Origin of the sequence: Hydrogenobacter thermophilus TK-6 (assembly GCF_000010785.1) — a bacterium.
GTDB lineage: Bacteria > Aquificota > Aquificia > Aquificales > Aquificaceae > Hydrogenobacter > Hydrogenobacter thermophilus.
The window spans coordinates 535,056-555,763 of record NC_013799.1 but is presented as its reverse complement, the minus strand read 5'-3'; the positions used below and the strand labels follow the sequence as shown (position 1 = coordinate 555,763).

31 protein-coding genes are annotated in these 20,708 nt (G+C 43.9%); 12 read left to right on the top strand and 19 right to left on the bottom strand.

All coding sequences use genetic code 11. The features are described 5' to 3' along the window. Nucleotides 1–14 precede the first annotated feature (14 nt). Together asd and HTH_RS02950 are read left to right on the top strand one after the other, a co-directional pair. Nucleotides 15–1,025, top strand: a complete 1,011-nt coding sequence (gene asd, locus HTH_RS02955) for an aspartate-semialdehyde dehydrogenase (RefSeq protein WP_012963233.1) — start codon at nucleotides 15–17, stop codon at nucleotides 1,023–1,025. 2 nt (nucleotides 1,026–1,027) lie between these two features. Further along, nucleotides 1,028–1,444, top strand: a complete 417-nt coding sequence (locus HTH_RS02950) for a Mov34/MPN/PAD-1 family protein (protein ID WP_012963232.1) — start codon at nucleotides 1,028–1,030, stop codon at nucleotides 1,442–1,444. Here the strand turns inward: HTH_RS02950 and HTH_RS02945 are convergent, their stop codons facing one another. Beyond that, on the bottom strand, nucleotides 1,445–1,732 hold the full coding sequence (locus tag HTH_RS02945; RefSeq protein WP_012963231.1) for a DUF503 domain-containing protein: 288 nt from the start codon (nucleotides 1,730–1,732) through the stop codon (nucleotides 1,445–1,447). A 36-nt stretch (nucleotides 1,733–1,768) separates the two neighbouring features. On the opposite strand from HTH_RS02945, the gene HTH_RS02940 reads away from it, so the two are divergent. Continuing rightward, the gene (locus HTH_RS02940) at nucleotides 1,769–2,680 is read left to right on the top strand and encodes a tetratricopeptide repeat protein (protein WP_012963230.1); all 912 of its coding nucleotides are present in this window, start codon (nucleotides 1,769–1,771) and stop codon (nucleotides 2,678–2,680) included. Here HTH_RS02940 and pdxA read toward each other — a convergent pair whose 3' ends face one another. Both pdxA and HTH_RS02930 read right to left on the bottom strand, forming a co-directional pair. Next, nucleotides 2,681–3,646: a 4-hydroxythreonine-4-phosphate dehydrogenase PdxA gene (gene pdxA, locus HTH_RS02935; protein ID WP_012963229.1), complete on the bottom strand. Its 966-nt coding sequence runs from the start codon at nucleotides 3,644–3,646 to the stop codon at nucleotides 2,681–2,683. Further along, on the bottom strand, nucleotides 3,646–4,296 hold the full coding sequence (locus HTH_RS02930) for a rhomboid family intramembrane serine protease (RefSeq protein WP_012963228.1): 651 nt from the start codon (nucleotides 4,294–4,296) through the stop codon (nucleotides 3,646–3,648). The genes pdxA and HTH_RS02930 overlap by 1 nt, the downstream gene beginning before the upstream one ends. A gap of 35 nt (nucleotides 4,297–4,331) precedes the next feature. Here HTH_RS02930 and HTH_RS02925 point away from each other — a divergent pair, with 35 nt between their 5' ends. From HTH_RS02925 to lipA, 5 genes are read left to right on the top strand one after another with little or no spacing between them, the layout of a single operon-like run. Continuing rightward, nucleotides 4,332–4,826 carry a thioredoxin family protein gene (locus tag HTH_RS02925; protein WP_012963227.1) on the top strand — a complete coding sequence of 165 codons (495 nt, stop codon included), beginning with the start codon at nucleotides 4,332–4,334 and terminating at the stop codon, nucleotides 4,824–4,826. Next, nucleotides 4,823–6,103: a TolC family protein gene (locus HTH_RS02920; protein WP_012963226.1), complete on the top strand. Its 1,281-nt coding sequence runs from the start codon at nucleotides 4,823–4,825 to the stop codon at nucleotides 6,101–6,103. The genes HTH_RS02925 and HTH_RS02920 overlap by 4 nt, the downstream gene beginning before the upstream one ends. Next, on the top strand, nucleotides 6,081–6,578 hold the full coding sequence (locus HTH_RS02915; RefSeq protein ID WP_012963225.1) for an efflux RND transporter periplasmic adaptor subunit: 498 nt from the start codon (nucleotides 6,081–6,083) through the stop codon (nucleotides 6,576–6,578). Before HTH_RS02920 ends, HTH_RS02915 begins: the two co-directional genes overlap by 23 nt. Further along, the gene (locus HTH_RS02910; RefSeq protein WP_012963224.1) at nucleotides 6,579–7,382 is read left to right on the top strand and encodes an FAD/NAD(P)-binding protein; all 804 of its coding nucleotides are present in this window, start codon (nucleotides 6,579–6,581) and stop codon (nucleotides 7,380–7,382) included. 1 nt (nucleotide 7,383) lies between these two features. After that, a complete protein-coding gene (gene lipA, locus HTH_RS02905; protein ID WP_012963223.1) occupies nucleotides 7,384–8,211 on the top strand; it encodes a lipoyl synthase in 828 nt (275 codons plus the stop codon). Here the strand turns inward: lipA and HTH_RS02900 are convergent. Beyond that, nucleotides 8,208–8,669 (bottom strand): YbhB/YbcL family Raf kinase inhibitor-like protein, encoded by a 462-nt coding sequence (locus HTH_RS02900; RefSeq protein ID WP_012963222.1) that lies wholly within the window; start codon nucleotides 8,667–8,669, stop codon nucleotides 8,208–8,210. The genes lipA and HTH_RS02900 overlap by 4 nt on opposite strands. A 184-nt stretch (nucleotides 8,670–8,853) precedes the next feature. On the opposite strand from HTH_RS02900, the gene rplM reads away from it, so the two are divergent. From rplM to argC, 3 genes are read left to right on the top strand one after another with little or no spacing between them, the layout of a single operon-like run. After that, complete coding sequence (gene rplM / locus HTH_RS02895; RefSeq protein WP_012963221.1) at nucleotides 8,854–9,288, top strand: 50S ribosomal protein L13; 435 nt, start codon at nucleotides 8,854–8,856, stop codon at nucleotides 9,286–9,288. After that, nucleotides 9,285–9,725 carry a 30S ribosomal protein S9 gene (gene rpsI, locus HTH_RS02890; RefSeq protein ID WP_012963220.1) on the top strand — a complete coding sequence of 147 codons (441 nt, stop codon included), beginning with the start codon at nucleotides 9,285–9,287 and terminating at the stop codon, nucleotides 9,723–9,725. Before rplM ends, rpsI begins: the two co-directional genes overlap by 4 nt. Then, the gene (gene argC / locus HTH_RS02885; RefSeq protein WP_012963219.1) at nucleotides 9,710–10,732 is read left to right on the top strand and encodes an N-acetyl-gamma-glutamyl-phosphate reductase; all 1,023 of its coding nucleotides are present in this window, start codon (nucleotides 9,710–9,712) and stop codon (nucleotides 10,730–10,732) included. The genes rpsI and argC overlap by 16 nt, the downstream gene beginning before the upstream one ends. On the opposite strand, the gene HTH_RS02880 is transcribed toward argC, so the two are convergent. The 5 genes from HTH_RS02880 to HTH_RS02860 are packed head-to-tail and all read right to left on the bottom strand — an operon-like array spanning nucleotide 10,729 to nucleotide 15,773. Further along, nucleotides 10,729–11,277: a GTP-binding protein gene (locus HTH_RS02880; RefSeq protein ID WP_012963218.1), complete on the bottom strand. Its 549-nt coding sequence runs from the start codon at nucleotides 11,275–11,277 to the stop codon at nucleotides 10,729–10,731. The genes argC and HTH_RS02880 overlap by 4 nt on opposite strands. After that, a complete protein-coding gene (locus HTH_RS02875) occupies nucleotides 11,277–11,969 on the bottom strand; it encodes a DUF4388 domain-containing protein (protein ID WP_012963217.1) in 693 nt (230 codons plus the stop codon). The genes HTH_RS02880 and HTH_RS02875 overlap by 1 nt, the downstream gene beginning before the upstream one ends. Nucleotides 11,970–11,979: 10 nt before the next feature. Further along, the gene (locus tag HTH_RS02870) at nucleotides 11,980–12,333 is read right to left on the bottom strand and encodes a roadblock/LC7 domain-containing protein (protein WP_012963216.1); all 354 of its coding nucleotides are present in this window, start codon (nucleotides 12,331–12,333) and stop codon (nucleotides 11,980–11,982) included. 30 nt (nucleotides 12,334–12,363) lie between these two features. Continuing rightward, on the bottom strand, nucleotides 12,364–13,215 hold the full coding sequence (locus HTH_RS02865; RefSeq protein WP_232500458.1) for a permease: 852 nt from the start codon (nucleotides 13,213–13,215) through the stop codon (nucleotides 12,364–12,366). 17 nt (nucleotides 13,216–13,232) lie between these two features. Continuing rightward, complete coding sequence (locus HTH_RS02860; protein WP_232500457.1) at nucleotides 13,233–15,773, bottom strand: CBS domain-containing protein; 2,541 nt, start codon at nucleotides 15,771–15,773, stop codon at nucleotides 13,233–13,235. On the opposite strand from HTH_RS02860, the gene dnaN reads away from it, so the two are divergent. Continuing rightward, nucleotides 15,712–16,797 carry a DNA polymerase III subunit beta gene (dnaN, locus tag HTH_RS02855; protein WP_012963213.1) on the top strand — a complete coding sequence of 362 codons (1,086 nt, stop codon included), beginning with the start codon at nucleotides 15,712–15,714 and terminating at the stop codon, nucleotides 16,795–16,797. The two genes, HTH_RS02860 and dnaN, sit on opposite strands and share 62 nt — an antisense overlap. Here the strand turns inward: dnaN and gcvPB are convergent. From gcvPB to HTH_RS02815, 10 genes are all read right to left on the bottom strand, one after another. Continuing rightward, nucleotides 16,784–18,229: an aminomethyl-transferring glycine dehydrogenase subunit GcvPB gene (gcvPB, locus tag HTH_RS02850; protein WP_012963212.1), complete on the bottom strand. Its 1,446-nt coding sequence runs from the start codon at nucleotides 18,227–18,229 to the stop codon at nucleotides 16,784–16,786. The two genes, dnaN and gcvPB, sit on opposite strands and share 14 nt — an antisense overlap. A gap of 86 nt (nucleotides 18,230–18,315) precedes the next feature. Beyond that, complete coding sequence (locus tag HTH_RS02845) at nucleotides 18,316–18,504, bottom strand: hypothetical protein (RefSeq protein ID WP_012963211.1); 189 nt, start codon at nucleotides 18,502–18,504, stop codon at nucleotides 18,316–18,318. Then, on the bottom strand, nucleotides 18,501–18,752 hold the full coding sequence (locus HTH_RS02840; protein ID WP_012963210.1) for a hypothetical protein: 252 nt from the start codon (nucleotides 18,750–18,752) through the stop codon (nucleotides 18,501–18,503). The genes HTH_RS02845 and HTH_RS02840 overlap by 4 nt, the downstream gene beginning before the upstream one ends. Next, complete coding sequence (locus tag HTH_RS02835) at nucleotides 18,749–18,955, bottom strand: hypothetical protein (protein ID WP_012963209.1); 207 nt, start codon at nucleotides 18,953–18,955, stop codon at nucleotides 18,749–18,751. Before HTH_RS02835 ends, HTH_RS02840 begins: the two co-directional genes overlap by 4 nt. Nucleotides 18,956–18,996: 41 nt before the next feature. Then, the gene (locus tag HTH_RS10130; RefSeq protein ID WP_012963208.1) at nucleotides 18,997–19,131 is read right to left on the bottom strand and encodes a hypothetical protein; all 135 of its coding nucleotides are present in this window, start codon (nucleotides 19,129–19,131) and stop codon (nucleotides 18,997–18,999) included. A gap of 78 nt (nucleotides 19,132–19,209) precedes the next feature. Then, nucleotides 19,210–19,794: a glycoside hydrolase family 108 protein gene (locus tag HTH_RS02830; RefSeq protein ID WP_012963207.1), complete on the bottom strand. Its 585-nt coding sequence runs from the start codon at nucleotides 19,792–19,794 to the stop codon at nucleotides 19,210–19,212. Beyond that, nucleotides 19,775–19,999, bottom strand: a complete 225-nt coding sequence (locus HTH_RS02825; protein WP_012963206.1) for a hypothetical protein — start codon at nucleotides 19,997–19,999, stop codon at nucleotides 19,775–19,777. The genes HTH_RS02830 and HTH_RS02825 overlap by 20 nt, the downstream gene beginning before the upstream one ends. A 10-nt stretch (nucleotides 20,000–20,009) precedes the next feature. After that, nucleotides 20,010–20,177 carry a hypothetical protein gene (locus HTH_RS09945; RefSeq protein WP_012963205.1) on the bottom strand — a complete coding sequence of 56 codons (168 nt, stop codon included), beginning with the start codon at nucleotides 20,175–20,177 and terminating at the stop codon, nucleotides 20,010–20,012. Further along, nucleotides 20,165–20,407 (bottom strand): hypothetical protein, encoded by a 243-nt coding sequence (locus HTH_RS02820; protein ID WP_012963204.1) that lies wholly within the window; start codon nucleotides 20,405–20,407, stop codon nucleotides 20,165–20,167. The genes HTH_RS09945 and HTH_RS02820 overlap by 13 nt, the downstream gene beginning before the upstream one ends. 13 nt (nucleotides 20,408–20,420) lie before the next feature. Next, the gene (locus HTH_RS02815; protein ID WP_012963203.1) at nucleotides 20,421–20,702 is read right to left on the bottom strand and encodes a hypothetical protein; all 282 of its coding nucleotides are present in this window, start codon (nucleotides 20,700–20,702) and stop codon (nucleotides 20,421–20,423) included. Nucleotides 20,703–20,708: the final 6 nt, after the last annotated feature.

Below are 20,708 nucleotides of genomic sequence, written 5' to 3'. Positions count from 1 at the left end.
TATAATTATAAGGCATGGGATACAGGGTAGCGATAGTTGGAGCTACGGGTGAAGTGGGAAGAGCCTTCTTGAAAGTTTTGGAGGAGAGAGATTTCCCAGTAGATGACATACAGCTTTTTGCATCGGAAAGGTCCGAGGGAACCTTTCTGACCTTCAGAGGGCAGAAGGTAAAGGTGCAAGCTCTGAATAAGAGGGGGGATTTTAAAGGTATTGACATAGCTTTATTTTCTGCTGGGAGTTCTGTAAGCAAGGAGTATGCTCCCAAGTTTGCATCAGATGGTGCTGTGGTCATAGATAACTCTTCCGCGTGGAGGCTTGATCCACAGGTGCCTCTTGTGGTGCCTGAGGTAAATCCTGAAGATGTAAAGGAACACAAAGGTATAATAGCCAATCCCAACTGCTCAACTATACAGATGGTGGTGGCACTAAAACCTATATACGACGCTGTAGGTATAGAAGCCATAATTGTTTCTACATATCAGTCCGTTTCCGGAGCAGGTGCAAAAGCTATAAGAGAGCTGGAAAGACAGACAAGAGCCTGGTGCAAAGGAGATAAAATACCCGACCCTGAGGCGCTACCCAAGAGGATAGCTTTTAATGTAATACCTCAGATAGATGTATTTACAGAGAATGGATACACAAAAGAGGAGATGAAGATGCTCAACGAGACTCGCAAAATTATGCACGACCCTAACATAAAGGTTTCTGCAACAACTGTGAGAGTCCCCGTCTTCTATGGACACTCGGAGGCGGTGAGCGTAAAGCTAAAAAAGGAAATAAGCCCCGAAGAAGTAAAAAAAATACTCTCAAAGGCTAAGGGGGTGATAGTTTTTGATGAAACATCAAGCTATCCTACCGCACTGGATGTGGCAGGAAGGGATGAGGTCTTTGTAGGAAGAATAAGAAGGGACCTGGTTTTTGATCCTGGGATCTCCATGTGGATAGTGGCGGACAACATACGCAAAGGGGCTGCTACCAATGCAGTCCAAATAGCGGAACTTTTAACTCAGTTTGCTATGGTTTGAGCATGCTAAGGATAAAAGGCTCGGCTCTTGAAAAGGCAATAACTCAGGCGGAGAGGGATTACCCTTACGAAACCTGTGGGCTCCTGCTGGGAAAGATAGAGGGTGATGTAAGAACAGTATTCGGATGCTTTGAAACTCCCAACGCCAACCCAGACAGGAAGAACGACAGGTACGAGATAGATGCAAAGGACTACTTGAAGGCGGAAGAGAAAGCCCGTCAGTTTGGGCTTGAGATAGTAGGAGTTTATCACTCACATCCTGACCATCCCGACAGACCATCAGCCTTTGACGAGGAGAGAGCTTTTGAAGGCTGGTCATACCTGATACTTTCTGTAAACAAGGGTAAAGTGGTATCTTACAGAAGCTGGGAGCTTTTTGAAGGCAAGTTCAGACAGGAGGAAATATACATCTTTGGATGATCACACTTTTAAGTAATCCAAGCTCATACCGATTATGAATTCAGGATAATTTCTATCAAAGAAGTTCCTAACTTTGGCAAGTGTCTCCTCCACTATTGACCTTTCCGCTCCTACGCACACTATAGCCATCTGAGACCTCTGCCACAGGTCATGGTGATCAATCTCCGCAACGGAAACATTGAAGTTGGCTTTTATCTTGTCTTTTATGGACCTCAGATAATAGCGCTTTTCCTTCAGAGAGCCATTCTCGGGGAAAAACAGCTCCACCTTGAGTATGCCCAAAAGCATAATAACTCTATAGGCTCTATATTATAATGCATCCTGATGAAAAGGCAAGTTTTTAAAAATTTGCTGCTGTCCGTCTCTTTCCTTTTATCATCGTGTGCTAGCGCTCCCTTTTATGCAAACGAATGCCGGCGCTATCTTGAAGCTGGGGATTACCAGCGAGCTATACAAAGAGGTAAAGAAGCTATAGATGCATATGCAAAAAACACAGAGCCTTACCTATGCGTAAGCACAGCATACTTACAAATGGGTCATCTTGAGAAGGCTATAGACATTCTAAAAGAAGCGGAGCGTCAAGCGCCATCTTACGAGGATCTGGCTCTTATTTACAATAAATTGGGTTTTTTATATCACCTGAAGGGGGATCTGGATCTGGCACTTACCTATCACCAGAAACATCTCCTTGTAAGTCGCGAGCTATCTGACACCAAGGGTGAGTCTACTGCTTTGGCTAACATGGCTGACATCTACGAGAGTAAGGGAGATTATACAAAAGCCCTTTTCTATTACAACAAGTCCGTAGAGATAAGCACTGACCCCACCGACATAACCTTTGCTTACACCAACATGGCTCGCATATACCAAAAGAAAGGTGAAAATGAAAAAGCTCTTGAAAACTACCTTAAAGCCTACACATACGCAAAGAAAACTAATGACAGGAAATTTATAGCTGTGAGTCTTATAAATGTCGGTGATGCTTACAGGTTAGTAAAGGACTTTAAAAGTGCATCCGAGTACTTAATAAGTGGGTTGGAATTGGCTAAGCAAGAGAAGGATAAGAAGCTTCAAGCTTATGCATATGCCAGGCTCGGCTTTTTATACAGGGATAAAGGAGACAGAAGGACTGCCAAAGAGTTTCTCAAAAGAGCTTACGACATGTACATATCTCTCAACGACAAAAGTGGAGCCAAGAGTACACTCTCCGAGCTGAAAAAACTGGAAGGGAGATAATCAAGCTCGCTTTGTAGCTAGCTCTTCACACAACCTAAGGGCGTGCAAAGATGAGGAAATGTCTGCTATACCTTTCCAGGCTATGTCGTAGGCTGTTCCGTGGTCTGGAGAAGTTCTCACAAATGGTATGCCAAGAGTGAGGTTTACACCCTCTCTAAAGGCAAGCAGTTTAAAAGGTATAAGCCCCTGGTCATGATACATACAGAGGAAAACATCAAAGGCATCTGTTTTCAAAAAAGCACTATCTGGCGAGAGGGGTCCATCAACCTTTATGCCTTTGGCTTTTAGCTCTTCTACCGCAGGGAGTATCTCCTCCATATCTTCCCTTCCCATCTGTCCCATCTCTCCAGCATGAGGATTAAGCCCAAGAACTCCCACAGATGGTTCGTATCCAAAGAGTCTTTTAAACTCTCTTACTACAAACTCCACCTTACTCTTTATGTTTTGAGCCTTTACCTTCTCTATGGCATCTCTGAGTGGAACATGCGTAGATAGAAGCACTACCTTCATCTTTTCTGAATACATGAGCATAGCGTAATCTTTTACATTACAGGCTTGTGCCAAAAACTCTGTCTGTCCTTCGTAAGAGAAACCCGCCATCTTGGCCCAAAACTTATTTATGGGCATAGTCAAGAGTCCATGTATATGACTGTAAGCAGCATCCACCACAGCTCTTCCTAAGTAAGCAACCGCAACCTTACCCGAAGTTAGCGAAGGTATTGGTCTATCCGTTTCTGATATGTCCAAGTCAGCTATGTAAGTGCCGGGAGCTTTCACCTCATCTATAACATATATATCTCTGAGCGTATGCTCTTTGCCCAAAAGCCTCATGGCACGCTCTATTATCTTCCTTTCCCCGTATATTATGTATGCATTTTTGGGGTTTAAGTGATCCAAGAGTTTTACCACTAGCTCGGGACCCACGCCGGCAGGATCGCCTATGGTTATACCAATTTTTAGCATCATTACCACCTTTTAGTGTAAAAAACTTTAACCAAAATGTATCCTACCGCAAATCCGCCAATGTGAGCAAACCATGCCACACCTCCAGCCTGCGCAAAAGGCAGTGTGAGAATACCGTTTATCACCTGAATAAGTATCCACAATCCTATAAAGAGTAGGGCAGGTACCTCCATAAAGGTCAAAAAGAAGAATATGGGAACTAAAGCAAGAATCCTCGCATGGGGGAAAAGCCAAAGATAAGCACCAAGAACCCCGCTTATGGCACCGCTTGCCCCCACCATGGGTACATCTTCTCCACCCAAGACAAAGCTAACAAAGGTCTGCAAAAGAGCAGCACCCAAACCTGAGATTATGTAAAAGAGAAGATACCTCAGCCTTCCCAACCTGTCTTCCACATTATCACCAAAGATCCAGAGAAACCACATATTGCCTATTATGTGAAGCCAGCTCCCGTGCAAAAACATGTGGGTCAAAAGCGTGTAAGGTCTTTGAAAAACATCCGCAGGCACAAGCCCGTACTTGTAAATAAAGATGTTTTCTTGGTACTCATCTAAACCTACCTGATGCAGCCAAACTGCAGCGCAGAGAAGTATCAGGAAAGTGTTGACTATAGGAAAGCTCCTGCTCCTGTTGATATCCTTTATAGGGATCATTATTATATTTATACCAGAATCGGAGGAGGTTGTCCATGCGTAAACTTCTGATGCTCATCTTCATATTACCTTTCGTAGCTTTTTCCGCAGTGGGTATACCCTTTTTAAAACCTTCCTTGCTGAACCTTAAGGATGACCTTGAAGATGCCAAAAGGGATGGAAAGTATCTTTTCATAATGTTCCATCAGGAAGGCTGTCCCTTCTGTGACAAGATGAGGAAGGTGACCTTTCAGGACAAAGCTGTTCAGGAATACTTTAGTAAGCACTTTTACATGGTGGAGATAGACATAAGAGGTGCAAATGAGGTTGTGGATGTTGATGGCAAGAAAATGACAGAAAGGCAATTTGCCCATAAGTATGGTGTGAGACTTACGCCTGTTTTTATGTTTTTTGACCAAAAGGGCAATGTGGTGGCAAAGGTGCCGGGATACATAGAACCTAAGGACTTTTTATTAATAGGAAGGTACATGGTGGAGGGACATTACAGGGATACCAATCTGGTCAAGTTCATCAAAGAAAATAAAAAATGATGTACCTTCTTGTCATACTTATTTTTTCCTTTGCCCTTGGACAAGAGGTTATAAGGCTTACGCCACAGAAAGCTTATGAGCTTGCTTGGGAAAACAATGCGGAACTTAGGAAGCTCAGGTATGACATAGAATCTGCCAACTTTCAGCTGGAGGAGGCAAAAAACTACTTCCTGCCCTATGTAATGCTGGGTGGGGGACTTGTCTACAACTCAAAGACTGAGGAGTGGGAAAAGCCTTTTGGTGTTAGCTTTATAAGCCTTCTTTACGAATACAAAAAAACCTCCTCCAGGATAAGGAGTGCGGAGTTAAGTTCAGAGATAAAGAAAGAAGCTTTGAGGCAGCTGGAAAGGGACATAAAAGTGAGGATTCTTGAGCTTTTCGCTCAGGCAAACCTTTATAAGAAACTTACCGAAGTCAAGAGGGAGGAGATGGCTATAGCTTATGTGAGGTTTGACAGAGCCCAGCAAAGAAAAGAGCTTGGACTTGCTACCAACTTGGAGGTTTACCAGCTGGAGAGCATTTACAGAGAAAAGAGGAAAGACCTTCTGCAGGCGCAGTATGAGTATAACAGAGCACTTCTTGAGATTAAAAAGCTCGTAGGGATGGACATGGATACACTCATAGATGTTCAGGATATAGACCTCAAGCCTCAGGTAGGTGATATAGACAGGGAAAAGCTCTTGGCATACATTCTTAAAAACAACCCCATATTGAAGATAAAGAAAAAGCAGGTAGAGACTTACGACGAGCTCATAAGGCAGGCTGAGAACATTTTAACACCGAGGATGCAGATAAGGGGAGAGGTGGGAAACACAATAAGGATTGGAATACCTCAAACGAGAGCATACAACCAAACTGGCTGGAGGGCGGGTATAGAGATCTTTGTACCTCTTTTTGATGCCTCATCTCTCTACAGGATCGGAAGTCTAAAAGCTCAAAAGAGAATGGCTCAGGTGGACCTTGAAGACACATTAAACGAACTTAAGCTCCTGTCTAATTCCGCAGAGTACAGATACCTGTACTTACTGGCTCAATGGGATTCTGCAGTGTCAAAAAACAGGTATGCGGAAGAAAATTTAATGTTAAGGAGGTCTGAGTATGAGCTGGAGCTCGCCTTTGACCTTGGCTACGCTATGGCGGAAAAGTCCGAAACAGAGAGACAGCTCATGCAAGCTAAATATGACTTGCTACTCTTTCTTGCAAGGCTTTATGCGCTTGCAGGTCTTGATCCTTACCTTATCTTTGAAAAGAGTGATGAGTTTATTAAGACTCAGTAGTATCCTTCTGTGTTTTTCTTTAGCCTTTGCTAAGGAGATAAAGGTCTATGCTATAGTGGAGGGTCAGGTAAAGAAGGTTTATGTAAAGGAGGGTGATAAGGTCAAAGTAGGCAATGTTTTAGTAGAAATTGATCCTACACTTTACATTACCAGAAGGGAGAGCCTCAGTGCCGAGCTTGAAAGTCAGAAGCTAAATCTGGAGAAGGTGGAGAGAGATTTCAAAAGGTACGAGGAGCTTTTTAACAGAGACCTTCTTTCAAAGAGTGAGTATGAAGACTGGAAAAACAGATACGAAAGGGAAAGGTCCAGGTATATATCTCTTCAGGCACAGGTGGAGAGAATTAACAAGCTCATAGAATACTGCACCTTAAGAGCACCTACCAACGGTGTGATAAGGAAGGTGCTAATCAGAGAGGGCAGTTTTGTAAATGGTACCATGATACCACAAACTCTCCTGATCATGGAGGAGAGATAAATGCACACAGAGAATCCTTACCTGCTCAGAGAAGGAAGGGTAAAAAAGGTGATCAGAGAAGCTGAGGGTGTCTTTACCTTTTATATAGAAACGCCCATTAAAGCTTTTCCGGGGCAGTATAACATGCTGTATGCCTTCGGTATGGGAGAGGCTCCCATAACCATTGCTCATGCAGAAAATGGTCATTTAATACACACAGTAAGAGCTGTGGGGGATGTTACTAAACACATAGATACGCTTAAGGAAGGTGATATCCTTTACTACCGTGGCCCTTACGGAAACACCTGGGACATTGAAAGTGCTTATGGAAAGCATCTTTTGATAGTTTCGGGAGGTTTGGGGCTTGCAGCTACCAGATGGATTTACGAGAAAGCTTTAAAAGAGGCGAGTGCCTTCAAGAAGCTGGTACACCTATACGGTGCCAAGGATTACGACAGCCTAATATATAGATACCTCTACCAGCAGTGGGGTATGGGAGAGAATTTCTTGATAACTCTTGACAAACCTGACGAAAGATGGAAGGGTCCTAAAGGCTTGATAACTGAGCTTCTGAAGATGGTTAATGTGGAGCCTGATACGGTTGTCTTTATGTGTGGTCCCGACCCTATGGTTAAAGCCTTTATTGCTGAGCTTGAAAAAAGAGGAGTATCTGTAAGAAACATCTATGTGTCCCTTGAGAGACACATGAAGTGCTCTGTAGGTACATGCGGACACTGTATGATAGGACCTTTTTTTGTGTGCAAAGATGGGCCTATCTTCAGATACGACAGAATAAGGGAGTTTTTTGAAAGGAAGGAGGTTTAAGGTGGATTGGCTGAAGGTGAAGGCACCCCAGAACCAGGTGATTGAAAGAACACTCAGAGTGATTAAAAAGTATTCACTAAATACGGTATGTGAAGAATCTCTCTGCCCTAACATTTCCGAGTGTTTTTCTGAAGGGACTGCCACCTTTATGCTTATGGGAAAGGTCTGCACGAGAGCCTGCAAATACTGTCATGTTGCAACCGGCAGGCCGCAAAAACCCGATGCATCCGAACCTCATCGTCTTTATCTTGCTGTTAAAGAGCTTGCTCTAAAACATACTGTCCTAACATCTGTTGATAGAGATGATCTGAAAGATTACGGCTCGGGCCACTTTAAAAGATGCGTGGAATACATAAAGTTTAGGATGCCTGAAGTTACCATTGAGGTGCTTGTCCCAGACTTCAGAGGAGATGTCTCTGCCATGAAGAAACTCATTTCATCTTCACCTGATATAATAGCTCACAACATAGAAACAGTAGAAAGGCTTTTTAAACAGGTAAGACCTCAAGGCGATTACAGAAGAAGCCTTAATGCGCTCAAATACTATGCGGACAATTCAAACAGACCTGTAAAGTCCGGCATCATGGTAGGACTCGGAGAAAGTCTTGATGAGATACTTAAAACCTTTGAAGACTTAAGAAGAGCGGGAGTTAGCAGACTTGTTATAGGGCAGTATCTTAGTCCCTCACCAAGGCACTATCAAGTCAGAAAGTATTACAGACCGGAAGAGTTTGAAAGGCTCAGAGAGCTGGCACTCAGTTTTGGCTTTGAAAGAGTCCTATCCTTACCTCTTGCCAGATCCTCCTACCATGCACAGAACTTAGTTTAGTCCCTTCTGTACCTTCCCATCATCTGTCCTTCTGAAAGGATGTGGCTCTTCATTCTGCTCTCTACTTGCTCTTTGGTAGCTCCGGGTGGCAATCCAAGGCTTTCCACATTGAGAGCATATACCTTAAAAAAGTATCTGTGATAGCCATGCCCTGGCGGTGGACAAGGTCCTCCGTATCCTACCCTTCCAAAGTCGTTTATTCCCTGCTTTATGTTATCCACCTGCTTACTTTTTGGAAAGTTCTCCTTTAACGATACGGTATTTGCAGGTATGTCGTAAACTACCCAGTGAGTAAAGGTGCCTATGGGAGCATCTGGATCGTCAACTATGAGGACAAAGGATTTGGTTCCTTCTGGAAAACCTGACCACGCTATTGGCGGTGAGACATTCTCTCCATCGCACGTGTACTTTTGGGGTATTACCTCACCATTCTTGAAGGAAGGACTCTCCACTTTCATAAGCTTTCCTCCCATCACTAAGCTACTTAGAACTAAAAGTAGATAAAGAACCACCCTCAACTAAACCTCCTTACCTATTACCTTAAACACATTTTACCCTCCTGTCAAGCCTTACAATTCTTGCTTTTTTGAAAAAGGATAGTTATAATATATTGCTCTTGAATAAATTAAAAGGAGTAAAAGGATGAAGACATACAGGGTAAGACCTGAGGATGTTGTAAGGAATTGGTGGATAGTAGATGCAGAAGGTAAAACATTGGGAAGACTTGCCTCACAAATAGCAAAGATACTGAGAGGAAAGCACAAGCCTTATTACCAACCTGATGTGGATTGTGGAGACTTCGTGGTGGTGCTAAACGCTGGGAAGGTAAAGGTTACAGGTAAAAAGTTAGAGCAGAAAGTGTACGCCTCTCACACCAACTATCCCGGTGGTATAAAGGAGAGAACACTCAAATGGATGCTGGAAAACAAACCTGAGGAGGTTATAAGATTAGCGGTCAAAAGAATGCTTCCCAAAAACAGACTTGGACATAGAATGCTCAAAAGATTGAAGGTTTACTCAGGTTCTGAACACCCCCATCAGGCGCAAAAACCACAAACCTTGGAGGTAAAGGCATGATAACCAAGCTTAAGGACTTTCGCATAGGTTTTGACAATGCTTATTACGGTACAGGTAGAAGGAAGGAGAGTATAGCAAGGGTTTGGCTTTTGAGAAATACCGATAAAATGATAGTCAAAGTGAAGGATAGCGGTAAGGAGTTTCTTTTGAAGGATTACGTGCAAAGAAGCAGTCTTTTTAACAAGATCCTTTATCCCCTCAAGTTAACAGGTCTTGAAGGTAAGTTTGGCATATATGCAACAGTGGAAGGGGGGGGTATATCAGGGCAGGCGGAAGCCATCATGTACGGAATAGGAAAAGCACTGCTCAAGTACAACCCAGACCTCAGACCAACCCTTAAAAAGGCAGGACTTCTCAAGAGGGATGCAAGAGAGAAGGAGAGGAAGAAGTACGGGCTTATGAAGGCAAGAAAAGGATACAGATGGAGCAAGCGTTAAGGGTATGCATATACGGTGCTACCGGCTACACAGGCATAGAGCTTCTTAGGATCTTAGCTCATCATCATTATGTAAGGATAGTTTCCGCAGTGTCAAGAACTTATGCGGGTAAACACATTTCCGACTTACTACCATACTTTTCCAATTCTTATCTCTCAAAAGTACCACTTTCGGAAGAACCGCAGGAGGATTTTGATTTAGCTTTTCTGTGCCTTCCTCACGAAACATCGTTGGAGCTTACACCCACACTACTTGAAAAGGGTAAGTCCGTTATAGACCTCTCGGGAGCTTACAGAATAAGCAGAGGGGAGCTTTATCCTGAGTTTTATGGCTTTGAACACACCCACAAAGAACTTCTAAATTTTGCCGTTTATGGTCTTCCTGAGATATTTAGAAACAGTATAAAAGGCGCAAGGTTAGTGGCAAATCCCGGTTGCTACCCTACTGTCGCTCTTTTGAGTTTGTATCCTTTTCTAAGGGAGGGTGTAGATTTTGACAGCATCATTGTAGATGCCATATCAGGCGTGTCAGGAGCAGGCAGAAAAACTACGCAGCACTTTCACTATCCCGAGATGGAGCAAAACATCATGGCTTACTCGGTGCAAAAGCACAGACACACTCCTGAGATGGAGGATGTTATCAAAAGACTCTCAAGGAGGGATATAAAGGTGAGATTTACGCCCAAAGTGGTACCAGCTTCGCGCGGTATGCTCTCTACAGTATACATACCTACGCAAGAAAAACGCATAAGAGATCTATTTTATGAAACATATAAAGAAGAGAAATTTGTAAAGGTAGTGCAGGAACCACCTATGACCAAGCATGTTATAGGCACTAACATGTGTCTTATCTACCCTTACTACGACGAGAGGACAGATACAGCGGTTGTCATAAGTGCTATTGATAATCTTGGAAAGGGGGCATCTTCTCAGGCTGTCCAAAACATGAACATTATGATGGGAATTGACGAAAGCGCAGGTATAGAAAACCTCCCTCTGTTTCCTTAACTGAGAAGCTCCTCCCTTATTATGTTTAAAAGGGTGAGTAAAACATTTTTTACATTATTTTTATCAATTGCCGAAACGGGAAGCACTGGAATACCTTCCTCTTCATCTATGTCAAGAGCTACCCTCACATCTTCTGGAGACCATGCGTTGGGAAGGTCCTGTTTATTGGCACCGACCACCATAGGCACCGGAAACCTGGACTGGAAAAAGTTTATTATCTTCCTAGCTTCGTGAAAGGTGGATGGGTCTGTGCTGTCCACCAGAATGATGATACCCAAGGCTCCCTCGCCGAGTATGTCCCACATAAAGTCAAACCTTGACTGTCCAGGTGTGCCAAACAGGTACAGCTCATGCTCTTCATCTATCCTTATCTTTCCAAAGTCCATGGCAACAGTTGTATAGTCCTTTACATTCCTTTCTCCTACCGCCCTTGTCCTTCTTTCTGTGCTTACCGTTTTTATCTCGCTTACTGTATTTATAAACTGTGTCTTTCCTGCCGCAAAGGGTCCTGCTACAACTATCTTAATCTTCTTTATGGGCTTCATCATAGCTCCTTTATTCTCTCTATGATTTTAGCAAGCAGTTCAAGAGTTATGGAAGGCTTGTGCCTTTTCTCCCTCTTCTTTCTCCTAAGGACGCCCAGTGCCAAAAGTCCGTACAGCGTTCTATCCACAGTCAGGTTATCAAGCCCAGATTCGCGCCTTATGTCCGCAACGCTCCTTTCACCATCAACAAGCATGAGGATCCTCTCCTCTTCTCTGGTTAGCTCGGCTTTCCTTATCTTTTCTACATAGTCATGAGCCCTTTCAAAGGTCAGCATTTCGTCAGATATCTTCCTCTCTACTTCCTCTGGGGTAAGCGTTCTTGCTGCTATCATTATGAGCTTCTCTATGGGATAATAAAAGGGCATGTCCGAGTTATACCTTATAAAGCCAGGTGTGAAGGAAAATACGCCCTCTTTACTACCCAGCTTACTAATCAAAAACCTCTCCACCGTCTTTGGCAGGCTCTCTTTTGATATCCTAAGCTTATCTATAAGGTTATCAAAATCTCTCTCCGCATAAACTCTGAAAACCCTGTCAACAGGTCTTGCAAAAACCACCTCTCCCTCTTTTACATAGTACGCCACCGTCATATCCTGCCACTCAACTAACAGTATGCCACTCCTTCTGTCCTTTGCAAGGATCTGAAAGATGTCCACAAAACTAAAAGTGCTTAAATCCCCCGTTAGTGCCATAATTTTCCTTTTATATTAGCGCCTTTAGCTTTTCCTGAGCCTTCTTTATTTCCATAAGCAAAAGCCCCAACTTGGCGTTGTTGTCCGCAAGCACCACCATAACAGCATCATGACCTACACCTGTCAGTATCACATACCCATTATCCCCCTTTATGGTTATCTGCTCAAGCCCTCCCTTTGCAAGCTCCTCAGCCACCCTCTCACCCAAGGAAAGTATAGCAGCGCTCATAGCAGCTATCCTGTCCTCTTCAAGCCCCGGCTTTAGCACCGATGATATGGGAAGCCCGTCAGCGGAGACAAGGGATGCACCTTCCAGTCCTGTGTTCTTTATAAGCTCCTGAAGCACCTGAGCGTATCTGTCCATCTTTCCCTCCTATTCTTTATAAGTATATCACTAAAATAATACATCAATTGCAAAACCCAGTAAAGTGGAAAGTAAAAACCAGGAAACTGCGTAGGCAAAAACCACCCTGCTCGGCAAAAAAGACTTTACCGCAAGTATGGTAGGCATGCATATGCCACTACTTGCTAACATAAAAGTAAAGGCATTACCGTGGGTGAAACCTATCTGCACAAGAGCCTTTGCTATGGGTACATCCTCACCGGAACACACGTATATGGGTATGGATACCAAGGATATTAGAGGGTAAGAGAGAGGACTGCCTGCAATGTACTTTACCACCTGAATGGGTACAAAAGTCTTTATCAGCGAAGCTATAGCTATACCTATCAGTAAGTATCTTCCGGTAAAAAACAGGTTGTACCTTAATGATTTGACAAATATCTCTGCTTTTTTCTCGCTCTTCTGTCCTGCAGTTATGTGTAAAGAAGGACCCTTATTTTTTTTAAAGAGTACATCCATGGCATAGGCTACCACAAGGGCAAAGACAAGAGTAGCAAAAACTCGCAAGAGAGCCATCTTTAATCCAAAAAAGCCGTAAGTGAGGGCAACGGTAATAGGTGAAACCACTGGAGCAACCATCAAAAAGGCTACCACGGAGGAATAGTTCTTGGATAGATGGTTTATAAGCTGTGCAACCGGCACCATAGAACAGGAACATAAAGGTAAAAGTCCTCCGAAAGATGCGGTAAAGACGGGAGCTAATTTGCTCCCCGTTAGAAACCTTCTTAGAAGGTTTAGGTTCACATAAGCTTGGATTAAAGAAGTTATAAGAGCTGCAAAGAGAAAGTAGGGCAGTATCTCAATGCAGTATTGGTAAAAGCTACTTAATAAGAGAGATACCATGGACATATAATATAACTTTACTCCAAAGCTTCATCCATTATCTTCATCTTCTCTTTCTCTATAGCCTCTCCAAGCTCCCTTCCGCTTAGCCCCCTGAACTTCTCCACATTTACCTTTACAAATCTCAACTTTTCAAGGTATAGCTTTACCTTCTCCTTTAGGTTTTCTTTAGTCATAAGCATCAGCAGGAAGTACAGTGGTTTGTTTTTTAGCGATAAATAGACCTCTGAATTTCTCTTAGCTTCCAGAAGGCTTTTTTCTGTGCTTTTTGACCCCCTCTTCATAATTTTGTAGGTTTCCCTCACCCAGCTTGGTGCGCTTATGTCTCTCAGGAAAGCCATGCCCTCTTCTTCTTTCATCTCTTCAAGCAGGACAAGAAGATACACCCATCCATAGTCCATAACTTCCTTGGGAAACTCTATTTTGTGCCAGGTTATTATGTCTCGTAGGCGTAGCAACTTCTTCTCCAGCTTAGGAGACCAAGTTATCCCTTTAAATATCTCTGCCAAGATTTGGTACTTTCTGTAAAGTTCAAGTATCTCAAGAAATCTTTCCTCTCTTAAAGCGAGCCTTACCTCGTTCATGATCCTACCTTTTGGTGCTGAAGATATTGCTCCTAAGGATACTGCGCTTCTGAGGAGCCTTTCTGTGCTTTTTGACAGCTTAAATCCAAGTCTACCAGCAAACCGCAAAGCTCTAAGGATTCTCACAGGGTCTTCTACAAAACTCAGTGGATGAAGCACCCTTATGAGCCTGTCTTTAAGGTCCCTGAGTCCTCCAAAGTAGTCTATGAGCGTACCAAAGTCTTGTGAATTTACAGAAACTGCCATGGCATTTATGGTAAAGTCTCTGCGCAAGAGATCCTCTCTGAGGGATGCATACTCTACCAAGGGATATGCACCGGGATGGGGATAAGTTTCCCTTCTTGTGGTAGCAAGCTCTAACTTTAAGCCCTTTACCTTTACATGAGCTGTACCAAACTCGGGAAAGGGGTGAAACTCAACTTTATGCTTTTGCGCCAGAAGCTCTGCCACTTTAATGGCATCGCCTTCTACAACAAAGTCAACATCCCACACTTCCTTGCCCAAAAGTATGTCCCTTACCACACCACCCACCAAATACGCCTTAAATCCTAAACCTTCAGCTATAATGCCTATCTCTCTGCCTACCTCTTCTATATGAGGTGGAAGCTTTATCTTCCTCTCGTACGCTTTCAGGTACGCGGTTTGCTGTCTCATGCTGTAAAGGAGGTCAAGCCTTGTTATTACACCCACAAGCCTATCGCCTTCCACAACAGGTATGAGTTTTTCTCCATAGCGGGAAAGTATCTCTTCAGCCTTCCAGATAAAGTCTTCTGGTGTGAGCGTGTGAAACTCCTCCAACATAAAGTCTCTGACACGCCCTTCTGGATAGTGCTTTAAAGCTCTTACAAGGCTCTTCTTGTAGATCACACCTACCAGCTTCCCAGCATCATCCACAACAGGTGCCCCTGCAAAGTTCCTTTGAGAAAGTTCAAGGATGGCATCTGAAATGCCTGTATCTTGGTGCAGTACAAAGGGAGGGGAAGTCATAACTTCTTTTACTTTCAAGGCTACCCTTTTACCCTCCAGCAGGGATGTAAGCACAGACTTTACTCTTTCCGCATGAGCACCTTCTAACTTGGTGGCGCTGGCAAAGGTGTGTCCACCACCTCCAAAATGTTCAAGTATTTTATTCACATCCAACTCTCCCCTTAGGCTCCTTCCAAAAACGTAAGTCTTATAACCTGCTGACACTATAACAAACAGAGCGGAAGAATCTCTCACCTCTCTAAGGTCGTAGATTATGCGCAGAAGGTCTGGCTCATACTCTTCTGCCTTTAGAGTAGCTATGACAATTTTCTTTCCGTTGAAGAACAGAGATTCTATGGATTGTAAATGTTTGGAAAGCATGTCTATCTGCTCTTTGCTGAGCGTGTCCGAAAGATACTTGCGAACAATCCTAAGGTCAGCTCCCTTCTCAAGTAGCCAGGCTAAAGCTCTGGCATCCCTTGATGTTGTCCCCTCATAACTAAGAAAACCTGTATCTTCGTATATTCCAAAACTCAAAAGGGTTGCAGATACTGGTGATATGTCCATATTTCTTTCCATCAGCTCTTCTACTACCAAGGTAGTTGTACTACCCACCTGCTGCACTTTTCCCTTCACACCCGCCATATGTGCAGGGTGATGGTCGTAGATGATGATATCTTTTACCTTGCCTTTGAACTCCTCCAAGTAAACCTCGTAGTGGTGTGTATCCGCAAGAATAAGGTCAAACTCTTGAGGAAGGTCCTCCCTGATCCTAAAAAGATGTCTAAAGTCCCTGAAAACCTCACTGGCTCTTCTTGATAGATGTTTGGGTTTAAAGATGCTACTCTCAGGGTAAATTAGGAGCAGTCCGTAGGCGGAAGACAGAGCATCCAAGTCAGCTCCTTCTTCTAAGAATATTACCTTTTCCATGTTATAATCATAAGTTATGAGGTTTTCTGTAGATAGGGAGGAGTTTCTTGATGCCCTCACCAAAGCCAAGTCTGCCACAGAGAAAAAGTCAGCTCTCCCTGTGCTTAACAACTTTTTACTGCAGGCTCAGAAAGACAGGCTTATAGTAAAGGCTACGGACCTTGAAAACTTCCTGACTTTTAGCGTGAGGGCGGAGGTTTATGAAGAAGGAGTGGTGGCGGTAAACGCAGACAAGCTCACAAGTGTTATAAAAGCCATCCCATCAGCCACTTTGCAAGCGCAACTTCTGGAGGATAAACTTTCCATAACTGGCGGTAGAAGTAAGTTTAATCTTACAGCTCTTGAAGCGGAAGACTTTCCAGAATTCCCCGAGGTGAAGGTATCTTCTCAAATACCTGCTGTGGATTTTCTCAAAGCCATAGATAAAACTGAGTATGCCATATCTAAGGAAGATACCAGATATGCTCTTCAGGGTATGTATATTCATGAACACAAAGGAAAAACCCACTTTGTAGGCTCGGACGGGCACAGGCTTGCTCTATACTTTACACCATCGCCTTTTTCCCTTGAGCTTTTAATCCCAAGAAAGAGTTTAAAAGTCATAGAAGGGCTTTTAAAAGACTACATAGGTGAAATTTCCATAGGAAAGGATGGGTCTTTTGCTCACTTGCAAGGTGAAGACTTTCAGCTATCTATAAGACTTTTGGAAGGAGAGTACCCCGATTATCTTAGCGTAATCCCGGAGAGCTTTAATATTGAGGTTCTGATAAATAAAAGCGAGTTTTTGTCTGCTCTTAAAAGGCTCTCCGCTATAGCGGAAAGCTCCGCATTCCCAGTTAAGATAAGTCTTCAGGATAATCTTGCAGTTTTTGAAATAACAGAGCCAGAATACGGTGAAGGAAGGGATGAGGTAGACATAGAATACAGCCAAGAGCCTATGGAACTTGGCTTTAACGGGAAGTATCTGATAGAAGCTCTTGAGAGCTTTGACACTGAGAAGGTATGGCTCAAAATCGTAGACCCTGACAGCGCTATAGTTTTAGACAGTGAAGACAAAGAAAGCGACCCTTATATGTGTCTTGTTATGCCTATGAGGATTTAAAGGCATAGCGCAATACTGGCTTTCTGTTGGCTTCCACCTCCTTTATCCTCCTTACAGGTGTTTTCTCAGGTGAGGCTTTTACTTTTTGAGGGTCCCTTTTGGCTTCCTCAATTATTTCCATCAGAGACTTGGCAAAAGCTCTCAAAGTATCCACACTTTCCGTCTCTGTAGGTTCTATCATAAGCGCCTCTTTTACTATCAGAGGGAAGTAAACGGTGGGAGCGTAAAAGCCTCTGTCCAGGAGAGCCTTTGCTATGTCTATGGCTTTTATGTCGTACTGCACCAAGTTGAGTGCTGACAGAACAAACTCGTGCATACATGGTACGTGTTCGTAAGGGTCCAGCAAGCAACCTTTGAGAAGGTGTCTGAGATACCTGGCATTTAGTACCGCATATTTGGCAACACGGCTTATTTCATTACCATAGCTGAGTATGTAAGCAAGGGCTTTTAGCATAACACTAAAGTGCCCGTAAAAGGATAGCATCTTCCCCACACTCTTTGGTCTGTCCCAGCTTAAAAAGTACTTCTCACCGTCAAACTCCACCTGAGGCACAGGCAGGTAAGGTACGAGCTTCTCAGAAACTCCCACTGCTCCACCCCCGGGACCACCCCCTCCATGAGGAGTTCCAAAGGTTTTGTGAAGGTTAAAGTGCATAATGTCCACACCCCACAGCCCCGGCTTTGCAATGCCCACCAGAGCGTTAAAGTTAGCACCGTCCATGTAAAGCAGTGCATCCTTCTCATGTAGAGCTTGTGCCATGTCTTTTATCCTTCTCTCAAAAATGCCAAGCGTGTTGGGATTGGTTATCATAAGCCCAGCTACATCATCCTTGAGCTTATCAGAAAAGTCTCTCCAATCCAGCTCTCCGTTAGTATCACTCTTTACAGTAATGACCTCAAAACCGCATACAGCCGCGGATGCAGGGTTAGTACCGTGTGCAGAATCTGGTATGAGTATCTTTCTCTTGTACTCTTTGCCCCTGTCGGTATGATAGGTACGCATGAGCAAAAGACCAAGAAGCTCCCCCTGTGCACCCGCAGCCGGTTCAAGACTAACCTCAGAGAATCCCCCCAGCTCTTTGAGAAGCTCCTTGAGCCTATAGATAACCTCAAGACTCCCCTGAGCGTAATCTTCGGGTGTCATGGGATGCATGTCTGTGAACTCCTCCCACCTGGAAATCTCCTCAGCTATCCTGGGGTTGTACTTCATACTGCAAGAACCGAGGGGGTAAAAGTTGGTATCCACCGAGTAGTTTAGCTTAGAAAGGTTTGTGTAATGCCTTACCGCATCAAGCTCTGATACCTCTGGAAAGTCCAGCTCCTTTCTGAAATGCTCTCCCAAATACTCCTCCAGGCTGACCTCCGGAACATCCAAGGAGGGAAGCGCAAAGCTCTTTCTACCTCTTTTTGAAAGCTCAAAGATGAGTTTCATTAGAGCTTCCTCTTGTGGGGACTTTAACATCCCTTGCTACGAACATCTTTCATCATTTAGTAGTTTACTCCCTTACCGCTTAGTCGTCAACTCACTAAAAGCTCCTGTAGCTTTATACCATCCTTTGCGAACTCTATTTGCAAAAAACTGGTATCTGTAAGTTGTACCATGATAATGAAGCGCCCGTTAGCTTTGTCCAGCACCCTGTAGCTCCAGCCTTCTCCAGACCTGAACACTAAAAAGACAATAAACAAAGACAGTAAAAATACCTTCATGACTCACCCACCTTAAAGCCTATAAGCTTGAACAAAAGCGATGTGATGCCTGACACAATGGCACCCACAACAAAGGCGATCCCTGCAACCCTGCTCTGCAAGGAGGCTATGTGTGCCATATGAGTGTCCAGCTTTTCCTCTATCCTGTTATTCTGTTGTTTTAGCTCATTGACAGCGTGATAAAGAAGGTCCACCTTAGTCTCCAGCTTTGCTATCTTTTCCCCATGCTCCAGTAGCTTATCACTCATTTTTTCCTCCTCCTCTTTGACATCCCCCTTAGCGTTTTTGCAAGCCTTGCCCTTGCCCTCGTCTTCGGGTCTTTAGACTTCATCCCCTCAGCTATGCACTCCTCATTGACTCCTTCATAACCTCTCTTCTTACACCATTGGGTGAAAGAGCCTGGCTTCTTGATGGCAGATTGTATCCAGTTCTTTTTACTCTTCTTAGCCATATCACTCCCTCCATTTTTGTTTACTTCAACAGCAACCCTTTTTACCCTTCTTCTTCTTCCTTCTGAAATTGACCCACAGCTATAGCGTAGGCTTGCTCTCGTGAAACTTTCTTTTTCTTCATGATGTCCGCAACAGCATGCTCAACAATTTCAGGAACCTTTTTTCTTCCTGCCATTCTTCTTTCCTCCCTTCTTCTTCTCTGCCAGTATGACGATAGCTACTGCAGGCTTTTTTACAGCCTTTTTCTTCATAGCTACACCTCCATCAGAGAATTTGCATAATCTTGCAACGACGAAGTCCTAAAAAACCAACCCTTTAAAAACTTTTTGAGCTTCGGGTTGTTCCCCACAAGCTCTGTGTATCTTATATCTCTGTTAACGCAGTAGAGCCTTATAAAAAGCTGTTTAACCTCCAGCGGATGTATGCTCAGTTCCCTGAGCGCTGACAGCGTTTTATCACCGATCATTCCATCTTCCGCTAAGGAAAAATAAGCGCCTCCGTGATGCTTTAAGTTATTTAAAGCAGACTGCAGATGCAAACCTGCGTATCTGATACCCTGATTTACACCTGTATCAAACACCAGAACAGCAACCCACAGAGGCATATCATCGCATTTAAGAGGTTCCCAGTAGAACCTTCTGTAAATCACGGCTGCATCTTCCCTGTCTATGTCTTTAACGCTCTCCTTAAAAACGAGCCCCTTCTGTCTTGCCAGCTCCAGCGTTCTCCTTGTTATGCCGTAGTTAGTTTCTCCTCCCGGGTCGTTAGGATCGTTTACATATCCCCCCTCCCATTTGAGCGTAAACAAAAGAGCGTAATCAAAAGCCGTCGTCTTCATCCTCCTCCTCCTTCCACCCCATCCCCTCAAGATGAGACAAAAGGGTGATAACAGAAAGAGCGCACTCAGGACAAAGAATAGGGTCATCTCCGTTCACATGCAAAACACTGTGTCCCTCCCCCCTCCTCACCACCGAGACAATGTAGTAATGTTCTGTGCAATCACTACCGCACGCATCACAGATGTAGCTGATCTCTCTCCCCATGTTTTTTCTCCTAAAAACGGAATGTAAGCTTTATGCCCAACTTCTTTAATATCCCCTTCCCCCTCTTCTCCTCCTGTATCCTGTATTCTGGACTATCTTCCATGCCTGTCTCCGAACCTATTTCCACCCTCACCCTTGAGTTTTTATACCGTTCTATGACTTTTTTCAGTCGCTCCATACGATAGGCTCCTTTGTGATGATTCTCAGAGCAATATTGATAACAACAAGCAGAGCCCCCTGCTCTTCTTTCGTAAGACTTATTCCCAACTTCTCAGAAAGCAGTAGAGCAATGAACGCTATGAGATTTACCCATATGGTTTTGCTTTTATACCACTTCTTGCCGTATTGCCTTTCTGCAGAAGAATAAGCACTTGCAAGTCCCAGAAGTCTTCTCAGTAAGTCAAACATGAACATCACCTCCTCAAATGAGCTTCTTCTTCTTTGCGTATGCCACAGCAAGCTCACGGAGTAAGTTGATTACAAACTCCGACATTCCGCCGAGTATCTCCCTCAACTTACTATTGAAGTATTCCGCCTTCTCTTTGCCCGGCTTATCCCCCAGCTGTTTTTCTATTTCAATCACAAGGTCCACTGCGCGGGGGACAAGCTTGTTAATCAGCTCTCCTGACAGCCCTGTGAGCTGAGCAAACACATACAGAATGAGCTTCTCCCACGGTACCATAGCTAAGATGACTTGCCACATGTTTAA

What these genes read in the sequence shown, in the direction of transcription:
- HTH_RS02815 (WP_012963203.1), bottom strand. Translation starts at nt 20,702, where the DNA reads ATGTGGCAAGTCATCTTAGCTATGGTACCGTGGGAGAAGCTCATTCTG.
- rplM (WP_012963221.1), top strand. Translation starts at nt 8,854, where the DNA reads ATGAAGACATACAGGGTAAGACCTGAGGATGTTGTAAGGAATTGGTGG.
- gcvPB (WP_012963212.1), bottom strand. Translation starts at nt 18,229, where the DNA reads ATGAAACTCATCTTTGAGCTTTCAAAAAGAGGTAGAAAGAGCTTTGCG.
- HTH_RS02920 (WP_012963226.1), top strand. Translation starts at nt 4,823, where the DNA reads ATGATGTACCTTCTTGTCATACTTATTTTTTCCTTTGCCCTTGGACAA.
- HTH_RS02925 (WP_012963227.1), top strand. Translation starts at nt 4,332, where the DNA reads ATGCGTAAACTTCTGATGCTCATCTTCATATTACCTTTCGTAGCTTTT.
- pdxA (WP_012963229.1), bottom strand. Translation starts at nt 3,646, where the DNA reads ATGATGCTAAAAATTGGTATAACCATAGGCGATCCTGCCGGCGTGGGT.
- HTH_RS02930 (WP_012963228.1), bottom strand. Translation starts at nt 4,296, where the DNA reads ATGATCCCTATAAAGGATATCAACAGGAGCAGGAGCTTTCCTATAGTC.
- HTH_RS02945 (WP_012963231.1), bottom strand. Translation starts at nt 1,732, where the DNA reads ATGCTTTTGGGCATACTCAAGGTGGAGCTGTTTTTCCCCGAGAATGGC.
- HTH_RS02940 (WP_012963230.1), top strand. Translation starts at nt 1,769, where the DNA reads ATGAAAAGGCAAGTTTTTAAAAATTTGCTGCTGTCCGTCTCTTTCCTT.
- HTH_RS02870 (WP_012963216.1), bottom strand. Translation starts at nt 12,333, where the DNA reads ATGGACAGATACGCTCAGGTGCTTCAGGAGCTTATAAAGAACACAGGA.
- HTH_RS02840 (WP_012963210.1), bottom strand. Translation starts at nt 18,752, where the DNA reads ATGAGTGATAAGCTACTGGAGCATGGGGAAAAGATAGCAAAGCTGGAG.
- HTH_RS02915 (WP_012963225.1), top strand. Translation starts at nt 6,081, where the DNA reads ATGAGTTTATTAAGACTCAGTAGTATCCTTCTGTGTTTTTCTTTAGCC.
- rpsI (WP_012963220.1), top strand. Translation starts at nt 9,285, where the DNA reads ATGATAACCAAGCTTAAGGACTTTCGCATAGGTTTTGACAATGCTTAT.
- HTH_RS02820 (WP_012963204.1), bottom strand. Translation starts at nt 20,407, where the DNA reads ATGTTTGACTTACTGAGAAGACTTCTGGGACTTGCAAGTGCTTATTCT.
- HTH_RS02835 (WP_012963209.1), bottom strand. Translation starts at nt 18,955, where the DNA reads ATGGCTAAGAAGAGTAAAAAGAACTGGATACAATCTGCCATCAAGAAG.
- HTH_RS02845 (WP_012963211.1), bottom strand. Translation starts at nt 18,504, where the DNA reads ATGAAGGTATTTTTACTGTCTTTGTTTATTGTCTTTTTAGTGTTCAGG.
- HTH_RS09945 (WP_012963205.1), bottom strand. Translation starts at nt 20,177, where the DNA reads ATGGAGCGACTGAAAAAAGTCATAGAACGGTATAAAAACTCAAGGGTG.
- HTH_RS10130 (WP_012963208.1), bottom strand. Translation starts at nt 19,131, where the DNA reads ATGGCAGGAAGAAAAAAGGTTCCTGAAATTGTTGAGCATGCTGTTGCG.
- asd (WP_012963233.1), top strand. Translation starts at nt 15, where the DNA reads ATGGGATACAGGGTAGCGATAGTTGGAGCTACGGGTGAAGTGGGAAGA.
- HTH_RS02880 (WP_012963218.1), bottom strand. Translation starts at nt 11,277, where the DNA reads ATGAAGCCCATAAAGAAGATTAAGATAGTTGTAGCAGGACCCTTTGCG.
- dnaN (WP_012963213.1), top strand. Translation starts at nt 15,712, where the DNA reads ATGAGGTTTTCTGTAGATAGGGAGGAGTTTCTTGATGCCCTCACCAAA.
- argC (WP_012963219.1), top strand. Translation starts at nt 9,710, where the DNA reads ATGGAGCAAGCGTTAAGGGTATGCATATACGGTGCTACCGGCTACACA.
- HTH_RS02825 (WP_012963206.1), bottom strand. Translation starts at nt 19,999, where the DNA reads ATGGGGAGAGAGATCAGCTACATCTGTGATGCGTGCGGTAGTGATTGC.
- HTH_RS02865 (WP_232500458.1), bottom strand. Translation starts at nt 13,215, where the DNA reads ATGGTATCTCTCTTATTAAGTAGCTTTTACCAATACTGCATTGAGATA.
- HTH_RS02900 (WP_012963222.1), bottom strand. Translation starts at nt 8,669, where the DNA reads ATGAAAGTGGAGAGTCCTTCCTTCAAGAATGGTGAGGTAATACCCCAA.
- HTH_RS02830 (WP_012963207.1), bottom strand. Translation starts at nt 19,794, where the DNA reads ATGAAGACGACGGCTTTTGATTACGCTCTTTTGTTTACGCTCAAATGG.
- HTH_RS02910 (WP_012963224.1), top strand. Translation starts at nt 6,579, where the DNA reads ATGCACACAGAGAATCCTTACCTGCTCAGAGAAGGAAGGGTAAAAAAG.
- HTH_RS02875 (WP_012963217.1), bottom strand. Translation starts at nt 11,969, where the DNA reads ATGGCACTAACGGGGGATTTAAGCACTTTTAGTTTTGTGGACATCTTT.
- HTH_RS02950 (WP_012963232.1), top strand. Translation starts at nt 1,028, where the DNA reads ATGCTAAGGATAAAAGGCTCGGCTCTTGAAAAGGCAATAACTCAGGCG.